An 11,376-nucleotide genomic window follows, 5' to 3' on the forward strand; every position below is an offset into this window, starting at 1 on the left:
TCGACTTCCTCCCCTTGGCGCGCGACTTTACAGAATGACTAGGATTTAAATGGATTAAAGGTTGTAAATCGGCATCAGCCGATTTCTTCCCTCTTGATGCATGCGACTTATGGACAAAGGTATGCGACTTTCGATCAAACCTATGCGAGATGAATGCTGGGGCATGCGACTTTGAGCTAAAGGTATGCGAGTGGATGGCTTAGTCATGCGGGTTCTACCCAAACCCATGCGAGTTTCTGCCCAAATTGGGTGATGAAATCTTTTAAATGAAATGTTGTTGGAATCGGTACACCGATTCCTTCGTTTTAAGTTTTCTTTGGCTCGGGCTACGCGACTTATAGTAGTTGATGCCCGACTTTCAACCAGTGACGCGCGACTTCACACGTTTGATGCCCGACTTTCAACCGGTGACGCGCGACTTCACACGTTTGACGCTCGACTTCTGCCCGGTGACGGCGACTTCACACGTTCGGCGCTCGACTTCTGCCCGGCGACGCGCGACTATACCCGATTGGCGCGCGACTTTACAGTATGACTAGGATTTAAATAGATCAAAGGTTGTTGAAATCGGCATCAGCCGATTTCTACCCTCCAGATTCACCGCCTCGCACAAGTTCCAATCAATCCTTTGGAATCGGTATGCCGATTCCATCCTTTCCTCCGTAAATACAAAACGGTTTCCGCTTGGGAAACCGTTTCTTCTAAGAGTCACTTTATCACAGATTAACTGGCTGTAAGACCCCCACTCCAAGAGTTTTTGTTGATAACAAGAACAGTAAGTAGGGGATCAACAGCCAGTAAAGACCTGATTGGTTCAACTAACAATCAGTGGGAAGTGTGAAAATCCCCACTGATTGAAGTTTCACTTTATCACAGATTAACTGGCTGTAAGACCCCCACTCCAAGAGTTTTTGTTGATAACAAGAACAGTAAGTAGGGGATCATTAGCCAGTAAAGGCCTGATTCGTTCAACTAACAATCAGTGGGGAAGTGCGAAAATCCCCACTGATTGAAATTTCACTTTACTTTTGTTCGCCGAGTTTGATGGTGATGGTGTTTTTCTTGCCTTCTCGGTAGAAGGTGACGTCAACGTTATCGCCGACTTTTTTATCCTGGAATAGGACTTTGCGTAGTTCGACGGTATCGATGATTTCTTTGCCGTCCAGGGCTGTGATCACGTCGAGGCGCTGGAGTCCTGCTTGGTCTGCTGGTGACATCGTTTCGACGCTCCAGATGTAGACGCCGCCTTTTACATTATTTGGTAGCTTTAATGTATTAGTCCATTCGGTTTGTGGTACATCATCCAAGGAATAGATTTCTACGCCGAGATAGGCTCTGGTCACTTTGCCGGATTTCTCCAGCTCTTCGATAACGGGACGAGCGCTGTCGATTGGGATCGAGAATCCGATACCTTCTACGGCTGTCTCGTTGATTTTCATCGAGTTGATTCCGATAAGCTGGCCTTCCATATTGATGAGGGCGCCACCACTATTTCCTGGGTTGATGGCGGCATCTGTTTGGATGACTTCAGCTTGCCAATCCGGGCGTCCATCTCCATTAAAATCCTGTGGAATCGTTCGTTGAGTTCCACTAATGATGCCTTGGGTTACAGAACCGGCAAACATATGCCCCAATGGGTTTCCAATTGCAATGACAGGCTCGCCAACCTTTAGCTTGCTGGAAGTGCCCATTTCAATTGTTTTTTCGATATCGCCTGCATTTAAGCGGAGAACAGCAAGGTCAGAGAATAAATCTCCTCCCAAGAGGCGTGCTTTTAAATGGGTGTCGTCAAACAGCACCACTTCTACCTCATCCGCTCCCTCAATAACATGGTAGTTGGTCACGACATAGGCGTATTTATCATCTTGCTTATAAATGACGCCTGAGCCCGTCCCCTGCTCTTCCTCACTCGATTGGTCCCAGAAGTTTGACTGCATGCGCAGGTTGGAGACACCGACAACTGCTGGTGATACCTCTTCGACCACATCTGTTACTTTTGTAGAAATATCTACGTTTACCGTATGGCCCACACCTGTATCATCCTTTTTCGTGATACTGGCGGAATCATCGTCCTGCTGATTGGTAGCCTGATTCTTGTCCATGACAGCTGGTACAACAAGTGTTGTCAGTAGTATACCGATAATGACACCTAATAAAATTGGGATGAGCCAGCCGCTTTTCTTTTGTCTTCGATGGTTCGGCGGCAAATCATTATAGTAGCCCATAGTCGTCCCCCTTCTTTTATTCGATTACATCCAAAGTATTCCCTAGCGTCCATGAAACTATCAAATAAAAAGCAAATTAACCAACATCATATAAAGGTGTTGCCTTTTGAGGATCTGTATCATGTAATTCCATTTGAATCCCACGCTCTTGCAAAATTTGATCCACAGACATGCGCGCGAGATCCTTCATATTATTATCCTGACTTAGATGTGCTAAGTAGATTCGCTTCGTTTGATTGCCGATAATGTCTGCAAGCGCCAGCCCGCAATCCTCATTGGATACGTGGCCGGAATCACCAAGAATACGGCGCTTCACACTCCATGGGTACCGTCCCATTCGCAGCATATCTACATCATGATTCGCTTCAAATATATACGCATCTGCTTGCTCGACGGTTTTTTTAATCCGCTCCGATACATAACCAAGATCGGTTACAAGTGCTACTTTTTTGCCGTTTTTATGGAAGGTGTAAAACATTGGCTCTGCCGCATCATGGGAGACCCCAAAGGATTCCACGTCAAGATCGCCAAATGTTTTTACTTCGCCCATTTCAAAATGGAACTTCTGATCTGTGGTGAGCTTGCCGAGTGATCCTTCCATTGCGCGCCAGGTTTTATCATTGGCATAAATGGGCAGGTTATACTTCCGGGCAGCAATACCAAGCCCTTTGATATGGTCACTATGCTCATGGGTCACGAGAATGCCAGATAGGGTCTGTGGGTCGATTTGCACCTGCTGGAATAGCTTGTCCAACTGTTTCCCGCTCAGGCCCGCATCCACGAGCAATCGATTATCACCTGATTCGATATAAAAAGCATTCCCTGTGCTTCCGGATGCCAATACGCTAAACCGCATCGTCATTTACTCCTCCCCCTGATTCACTGTATCTAATTTATTCTTTAATTGATTCCATAAATTCTTTTTCGCTTCATCATCCTGAATCAATGGAAAAATCCGATCCAAGTATTTATCAATCGTATCATAGACAAACTTATCATCTTCACTCGAGAAGACAAAGCCTTCAATCGCATTGACGAAATAATTACGCTCGCCATTCACAGTTACCTTCCACGTCGGCACAAATACTTGCACCCCATCTGGGAGCGGAATTCTTGTATGGTAACCAATTTTTATTTTCGTTACCTCTTCACCAGCATTCAATTGGTTCGATTGGTAAAGGGTTTCTACCGCGCGAATGGGCTTGATCAACGACTTCTTATCCTCTTGATCATGCTCCTCTGCCTCCCCGAGCATTGTCTGGGTATAGAAGGCTATCTCATTTTTTTCATTCAAAAATAACATGAGCATGCCGTTGCGATTAAAGTAAACAGGTCGGTCATTTTTTCGCTGAAACAGCACGATGGCATTATACTCCTCGTTAGTATCCCAAACCTCATATTCTTCCGGATACAGAACGATATTTTTCAATAGTTCCTTTAAACCGTCATTGTTTATGTTCTCTGGAATCTTTACCGGCTTATCCAGCTCTGCGATGATAAAGTTATCATCGACAATCATGACTTCCTGCTTCGTTAATTGGTTCAGAAGCTTCTTATCTTCCTTATCAAACACCTTTTGTTTAACCGATAAGAAGGATTCATCCTCTGGAACCTCCGGCAGCTCCTTGATGGAGATATTCTCTGATTCCAATGTCTGTTCAATTGGCGCTGTCTGTCTTTCGATAACACCAATATCTGCTTCCTTTTGCTTATCAATAAATAAAAATAATAAATAGACATCGAGGACAAGGAAGCAGAGGATAAATAATGTTTTAATTTGGCTCCATTGCATCCTTATTCCACCCCTCGATCCATATAGTCATCGCTAATATTGATTTCTTTCCAATTGCCGTTGTATTTCATATACCAGGCAGGCTGCAACGTGTAATTATACAATGTACTGTCCTCATGATTGAGTCGATAGCCGATCTGAATATCGGAAATGAGCTCTGGCGTATACTTGTCATTTTCCTCGATAAATTCAATGACCTCATGACCAGATGGCAATACGTCCTGTGTCCCTTCAAAGGAATAATTCAAGCTGAATAACGGACGATCATATAAAGACAGCTCCTGGTTGACCCAGGTTTGGTCAATCGTCGTAATATCATTACTGCTAAAGACCGGATACCCCTCATAATGCATGCGATAAGATATTTGCTGCAACGGTGTATTTAATTTTTCCAGACGATATTCATTTGCCTTCCAGCCCTTGAACTCGTTAATATTCAAAATGCTTCGATCCAATAAACTGACCGCATCCAGTTGCTCCGTTCCAGCTTGTATCGGATTATAAAATTCCATATGCCGTGATTCCTGGAATATCGTTAATCCACGCTGCCCGTCTGTGTAATATACTTCATTCACATTCGGTGACACATTTCTTCGTGCGGATTGCGGATTATTAAATAGCGCATTGACAATCGAACGCGCGGGAATCGTATTGATTGTCACTGGCCTGCGGATCATCTTCACCGCTTCCATTGGAATAAATAGCGGTTTTTCTGCTACATCATAGCGAACATAATCCACCAGCTTCTCCCGATCATTCATATAGTTTTGGATGAGCTGAAATTTCGTCGCATTATTAACGGTCGCGGTGACCCGTTTCTGCCCATCTGTCGACATCACTTGAAGCTGCAAGGTGGAACGAACCGTATCTAATGTGATATATATCGTATCAAATTGCCACGTTGGGAATTCCACATCCTCCAAGGAGGTCAAACTAGACAAAACCTCTAATGGCAACGCATCTGAAAAACGAATGATCACCTGTTCATTATTCGTTGGCGGCTTGGATACCGGTCCGACTTGGAAATTCTCCAAATGCCAGGATTGCATATCATGATACAGGGATTCCATTAGCTTTGGGTTACTAAAACCATAATAATTGGAACCCTGTTTAAAAACAAAGGTGGACGGCTTAATGATTTCTTTCTTGGATAAAACTTCTCCGCCAAAATCAATTTCATCCAAGTAATCCGAGTCACTTAAATAATCATAGCGCGGATTATAATTCCATAAGCTAAAGGTTAGCAGGAGGCTTAGCCCAACTAAAATACATAATATATACGTCTTGATTACTTCAAAATTCATTCGTAGCGCCTCCGCTTCTGGCCCATTAGCGGCAGTGTAAAGTAAATGGTCGTTCCTTTACCTTCCTTACTCTTTGCCCAGATTCGACCATGATGCGCCTCTACCAGTTCCTTGGCGATGGCTAAACCAAGTCCTGTACCACCAAGCTTCCTTGTCCGTGCTTTATCGGCCCGGAAGAAGCGCTCAAAGATTTTATCCAAGCGGTCGTAGGCAATCCCCATCCCTTCGTCCGCAATGCTGATCAGCAGCTGATGCTTCTGCTTGACGATTTGACAGGTAATGCGACCACCTTCAGGGGAATATTTAATTGCGTTGGAAATAATATTATCCAGCACCTGTGTCATCCGGTCTTTATCCATCCAGACAAAGTAACGCCCAGCTGGGAAGTCACGCTTCAGCGCAATATGCTCTGGTAAATTCATTTCAAAGCGATCCACAATACCACTCATATAACCAATAAATTCCGTCCGCTCCCGGTGTAATTCATTTTCCTTGTTATCCATTTTCGATAACTGCAGTAAGTCATTCACCATGCGGATCATTCGCTTCGTTTCATTTTGGGTTACATCCAAGAACTTCGGAGCAATTTCCCTATCCTCCCAAGCCCCTTCTGTCAATGCCTCAATATAGCTATGCATCGTAGTGAGTGGGGTCCTGAGCTCGTGCGATACATTCGATACGAATTCACGACGATCCTGTTCCAGCTTCTCCTGCTCGGTTACGTCACTGAGCACCATGATAAAGCCGGTAATCGTATCATCCTCATCCACAACGGTGGAGAAATTAGCCTTGAGTAAATAAACATCCTCATCCTCACTAAAATCAATGATCATGGAACCAGTATCAGCTAATTCACTCACATCGACAAACTTCTCATCCAAGCGCAAGGCATCCAAAATAAACTGGTCCATGCTTTCCTCAGGACTTTGACCAATTAACCGGCCGGCAGCTTCATTCATTAACGTAATGGCCCCGCCACGGTCGGTCGCAATAACACCTTCTGACATGTTTTCCAGTACAGTACTCAGTTTCTGCTGTTCTTTTTCAATTGTGGCATAGCTTAGCTTTAAGCGGTCATTCATATCATTAAACGTGCCAGCAAGCTGACCAATTTCATCAGAGCTGTACACATTTACCTTCTCCGAAAAGTCTCCACGGGCAATCGTCTGGACCTGTTCCCGCATTTCCTTGATTGGCTTCGTAATCGTTCGTGCGACGAGTACACCAAGCAAGGCCGAGATGACAATGGCCAAAACGGATCCCTTTAAGAAGATTTCATTGATTTCCTGTAATTGGGCATACACACCCTCTAAGGAAGCCTCCAAGTAGATGACTCCAACAATGTTTTCCTTCGTTTCATTGTACAGTGGCACCGTTTTGACAAAGACACGTTCATTTGCCTTTGGGTCCTGCATCATTCGATCCGGTGAAATACCGAGTAAGAGTGCTTTTTGAATAATATCTTCCGTCGTTTTTTTACCGATGATGTCGTAGTTGAGGGAATCATTCGTCCCGAGTACCCGACCTTGTAAATTCACGACTTGAAGGCGAGTGATATCATTCGTATCCCCGCCTTCAACAATTGCCTGCACTTCTTCCTGCAGACTTGGTTCCTGGTCATCATCTGTCCGTTCTTTATTAAATGCCTGCTCTAAATTATAGCTCAGCAATTTTACACGCTCATCAACGGTTTCTAAAAAACTTTCCGTAAGTCCTTGCTCCAGCTTAGTCGCAAAATAGGAGCCAATCACTTGAATCGCAATGAGCAATAATAAAATATAAATGATGATAAATTTGATTTGAATCGATCGAAAAAAACCAACCTTACGCATGTTAACCTACTCCTGCTCTGGATTACGCAAATAGTATCCAACGCCACGGCGGGTTACAATCCACATCGGATTACTTGGATTCTCCTCGATTTTTTCGCGCAGTCTTCTTACCGTTACGTCAACTGTACGAACGTCACCAAAATAATCATAGCCCCAAACCGTTTCTAATAAATGCTCTCTTGTCATCACTTGTCCAATATGACGTGCCAAATAATGCAATAGCTCGAATTCACGATGGGTCAATTCAATTTCCTCACCATTCCGCGAAACCGTATATGCATCTGGATGAATCGTCAAGCTGCCAATCTCAATATCCTTCGTTGCTTTCATCGTGTCATCCGGTACTTGCTGCTGTCTACGCAGATTCGCCTTTACCCGCGCAATCAGTTCACGATTGCTGAACGGCTTTGTCACATAGTCATCTGCTCCAAGCTCGAGACCCAACACTTTATCAATCTCTGAATCCTTTGCAGTCAGCATAATAATCGGTACGGTCTTCGTTTTTCGAATTTCGCGGCAAACCTCATTGCCATCCCGATTCGGCAGCATAATATCCAATAAAATTAAATCCGGATTCTCTGCTTCCGCCAATTCAATCGCTTCATCGCCATCATACGCACAAACGACTTCGTAACCTTCTTTTTCCAAATTAAATTTCAATATATCAGCAATAGGCTGTTCATCATCGACAACTAAAATCTTCTGTGCCAATTCCTTCACTTCCCTTTTCCTCATAATAAACTTCATCTATATGTTTTCATGCATCATTCCTGTTGTAACAAAATAACGCCCTTTCGTACATTTTAACGTACTTTGACCAAAAAGTCTTTCACCAAAATTATCCCCAGCAGATTGGGTTGTTTTTTTGGCAGATGGTGAAATTGGCGGGTGACTTTTACCCAACAGAAAAGCAAGCCAGTCAGGCGCTACATGCTTTGCCTGGACTAGCTTGCGGGTATCTTATCTATTTAAATAGCTCAGTGGATTTTTCAATGCGCCATTCACATGGACTTCAAAATGCAAATGGACGCCTGTTGAGTTTCCAGTGGATCCCATGACACCAATCTTCGTTCCTTTTTCAACGACCTGTCCCGGCTTGACTTGGATGGCCGATAAATGGGCGTAAATGGTCTGCATGCCATTGTTATGGTTAATCACAATCTTATTTCCGAAGCCACCTTGGTAGCCGGCAGATGTGACAACACCATTGTCGGCTGCTGTGATGGCACGATTACTTGGGCGCGCAATATCAATTCCTTTATGCATCCTGCCCCAGCGCTGCCCCATCTGACTGGAAACATATCCACCAGACGTTGGCCAGGATAGCTTGCCGGTTCCGCGTGATGGCACCACCTTCGTACCTTTGACAATGATCTTATCCACTGGTTTTTTGATGACTTTTTCAGCCGTTTTCTTTTTGCTAACTTCCTTGCCGTTTTTTAGGCTTATCGAATAAACAACTTCTTTCTTTCCTTTTTTACCTTTTTGTTCAAGCTTTTCATCGCCTTTGTACATGTCCTTGGAATCAATGACTTCCGTTTCAAATGCGACGTTCTTTTCCTGTTTTTCCTCTTTGGTTACCAAAACATCAAGTAGAGCTTCTCGTTTCTCCACCTGAATCTCTTGATCAATTTTCAGGACATCATTTTTCCTCACATCCGGATTTAATTGCAGCAGCTTCTTCGTCGACAAATCATATGCCGCAGCAATTTCACTTAATACTTCACCAGACTGAACGAGGTGAACCTTCTCCGCCAATGTTCCTTTTTTCAATAGCTTGACACCTTGTTTTTCCGTTAATAGCGAAGCAGGATCCATTTTTTGCTTGCCGATTTGTACCGTTTCTGAGAATTGCACGTCACGAATAGCGGAATAGCCGACCGCGAGCTTCTTTTTCCCTTTATTTAATGTCAGCTGTACATCCTGCCAAACAGCATCTTCCGCTCCATCAACCACTTCTATACCTGCAAAATCCTTTTCATCTACAAATGCGGTGACATAATCCGTTAACACGGCAAGCACCGTTTCCTCATCTGGAAAAAAGCCGACAGATGTACCGCCAATGCGTAATTCCACAGCATCTGCTGCTATCGTAAGATTTCCTGCTAATGCAGCAATCGTTTCGTCATTATTAAAGGATGGTTCGAACATTTTTTCTGGAACGAAGGATATCTCCTCCGCAAAAACAGGATGTACGGAAGGTTCCTCCTGTGCCGCTGCTTCCAGCTTGTCCTCCATAAATTGCTCTACCACTGCCTGATCGTCCACCTTGCCAATATATGTATCATCTGCGTAGACGTGGTAAACCGTCTGTAGCTTACCTGTTGCCCATGCAGTCGATGAAACAGAAAAAAGCACACAGATAGCCAATAGGATCAATGCTATAAATGTACCGCTCGGCTTTTTTTGTCTACGGAGCTGGCCATTTAAGCCTTCTTTTCGATTGTATTCCCCTGACACCTTCGTATCCTCCTTACCAAAACGGAACTTTGCTTGCGCTGTAAGACTTTCTCAAGGTCTGTTTGTTTATGAATCTATGTAAAAAGCAAAGCCGAATCTAGCTATATGATTTCCACTATTAATTTACCATAGGTCTAATGGATTAGATAGCCGATTTTGGTAATGTAAAGAAACTGTATAATAGCTTACAATTTATAACATTTTACAACGATAAATTTGATGTGTATCGCTAAATTCAAGTCGGATTTTGTCGAAAAACGTCCCTCTTGTCATCCCACTGTAATATTGGATTCTTCACTACGCTTGGAACCCCCACCACTAGCAAGCAAAAATAATAAGCTAGATTCGGATGTCCAAATCTAGCTTACTCCTTTACACCTGCATAGGTTCAGGTGGGATGTCGCTCGTATCATAGCGGTGATCCAGGTCAACGAATTTATTGTATTCCTTCACGAAGGCCAGCTCGACTGTGCCGACTGGACCGTTACGTTGCTTGGATATAATAATTTCGATGATATTCTGTTTTTCAGATTCCTGATCATAATAATCATCACGATATAGGAATCCAACGATATCCGCATCCTGCTCAATACTTCCAGATTCACGTAAGTCTGACATCATCGGACGCTTGTCCTGGCGTTGCTCTACGCCACGGGAAAGCTGTGATAAGGCAATAAGCGGTACGTTCAGTTCCCGTGCCAAGCCTTTTAGGGAACGTGAAATTTCCGAAACCTCTTGCTGCCGGTTTTCCTTGGAATTGACACTACCTTGAATGAGCTGCAAATAGTCGATCAATATCATCCCAAGTCCGTGCTCCTGCTTCAAGCGACGGCATTTGGAACGGATTTCACTGACCCGAATACCTGGAGTATCATCAATAAAAATTCCAGCATTGGACAAGGAACCCATTGCCATCGTAAGCTTGCCCCAGTCCTCTGCAATCAATTGTCCATTTCGGAGCCGCTGGGCATCGATATTACCTTCTGCACAAAGCATCCGCTGAACGAGCTGCTCCGCGCCCATCTCCAGGCTGAATATCGCAACATTTTCATCTGTGTTAACGGCCACGTTTTGCGCTACATTCAGGGCAAAGGCAGTTTTACCAACAGATGGTCTTGCTGCCACAATGATTAAGTCATTACGCTGGAACCCCGATGTAATGCGGTCCAGATCCCGGAATCCAGTTGGAATCCCAGTAATATCTGTCTTCGATTGGTGAAGCTGTTCAATATTATCGTATACCTCTATGAGTACATCTTTAATTTGTTTAAAGGAACCGGAATTTTGTCTGCCGGATACCTCAAGGATACCTTTTTCCGCTTCATTCAGGACATCCTCGACCGCATCCTCATTATCAAAGGAATTGGTGACAATATCTGTTGCCGTTCGAATGAGTCGTCGCAATACCGCCTTTTCTTCGACAATACGGCTGTAGTAACCGATATTTGCTGCAGTTGGTACACTCGTTGCAATCTCTGTTAAGTACGATACGCCGCCAGCTTCCTCTAGATTTTTGCTATTCTCAAGCGCTGCGGTGACCGTTACGACATCAATTGCCTCGCCACGATCGGCTAGACGCATCATCGCTTCAAATATCCGTTGATGCCCTGCCCGGTAAAAATCCTGCGGAAGCAAAATTTCGGAAGCCGTTGAAAATGCCTCTGGCTCTAAGAAGATAGCACCGATGACGGCCTGTTCAGCCTCAATATTATGTGGTGGTCTGCGTCCTGCTTCCATCGACATTTTCCTCCTCTTTTCATGCT

Annotated in this window: 8 protein-coding genes; all 8 read right to left on the bottom strand. The window is 44.1% G+C overall.

What is annotated here, in order from left to right:
* Positions 1 to 1,022: 1,022 nt before the first annotated feature.
* The 8 genes from DX933_RS01525 to dnaB all read right to left on the bottom strand — a co-directional run bounded on the left by DX933_RS01525 (position 1,023) and on the right by dnaB (position 11,350).
* A complete protein-coding gene (locus tag DX933_RS01525; protein ID WP_123314719.1) occupies positions 1,023 to 2,225 on the bottom strand; it encodes a S1C family serine protease in 1,203 nt (400 codons plus the stop codon).
* 76 nt (positions 2,226 to 2,301) lie between these two features.
* Positions 2,302 to 3,087 carry an MBL fold metallo-hydrolase gene (locus DX933_RS01530; protein WP_123314720.1) on the bottom strand — a complete coding sequence of 262 codons (786 nt, stop codon included), beginning with the start codon at positions 3,085 to 3,087 and terminating at the stop codon, positions 2,302 to 2,304.
* Complete coding sequence (locus tag DX933_RS01535; RefSeq protein WP_123314721.1) at positions 3,088 to 4,017, bottom strand: two-component system regulatory protein YycI; 930 nt, start codon at positions 4,015 to 4,017, stop codon at positions 3,088 to 3,090.
* 2 nt (positions 4,018 to 4,019) lie between these two features.
* Complete coding sequence (locus DX933_RS01540; protein WP_123314722.1) at positions 4,020 to 5,321, bottom strand: YycH family regulatory protein; 1,302 nt, start codon at positions 5,319 to 5,321, stop codon at positions 4,020 to 4,022.
* The gene (gene walK / locus DX933_RS01545) at positions 5,318 to 7,153 is read right to left on the bottom strand and encodes a cell wall metabolism sensor histidine kinase WalK (protein ID WP_123314723.1); all 1,836 of its coding nucleotides are present in this window, start codon (positions 7,151 to 7,153) and stop codon (positions 5,318 to 5,320) included. The genes DX933_RS01540 and walK overlap by 4 nt, the downstream gene beginning before the upstream one ends.
* Before the next feature lie 6 nt (positions 7,154 to 7,159).
* The gene (gene yycF / locus DX933_RS01550; RefSeq protein ID WP_123314799.1) at positions 7,160 to 7,864 is read right to left on the bottom strand and encodes a response regulator YycF; all 705 of its coding nucleotides are present in this window, start codon (positions 7,862 to 7,864) and stop codon (positions 7,160 to 7,162) included.
* Between the two features lie 249 nt (positions 7,865 to 8,113).
* The gene (locus DX933_RS01555; protein WP_123314724.1) at positions 8,114 to 9,613 is read right to left on the bottom strand and encodes a M23 family metallopeptidase; all 1,500 of its coding nucleotides are present in this window, start codon (positions 9,611 to 9,613) and stop codon (positions 8,114 to 8,116) included.
* A 372-nt stretch (positions 9,614 to 9,985) separates the two neighbouring features.
* Entirely contained in the window at positions 9,986 to 11,350 is a 1,365-nt protein-coding gene (gene dnaB, locus DX933_RS01560; protein ID WP_223805839.1) for a replicative DNA helicase, read from the bottom strand.
* Between the last annotated feature and the right edge of the window lie 26 nt (positions 11,351 to 11,376).

The organism is Ornithinibacillus gellani (genome assembly GCF_003730295.1).
GTDB classification, from domain to species: Bacteria; Bacillota; Bacilli; order Bacillales; family Amphibacillaceae; genus Ornithinibacillus_A; species Ornithinibacillus_A gellani.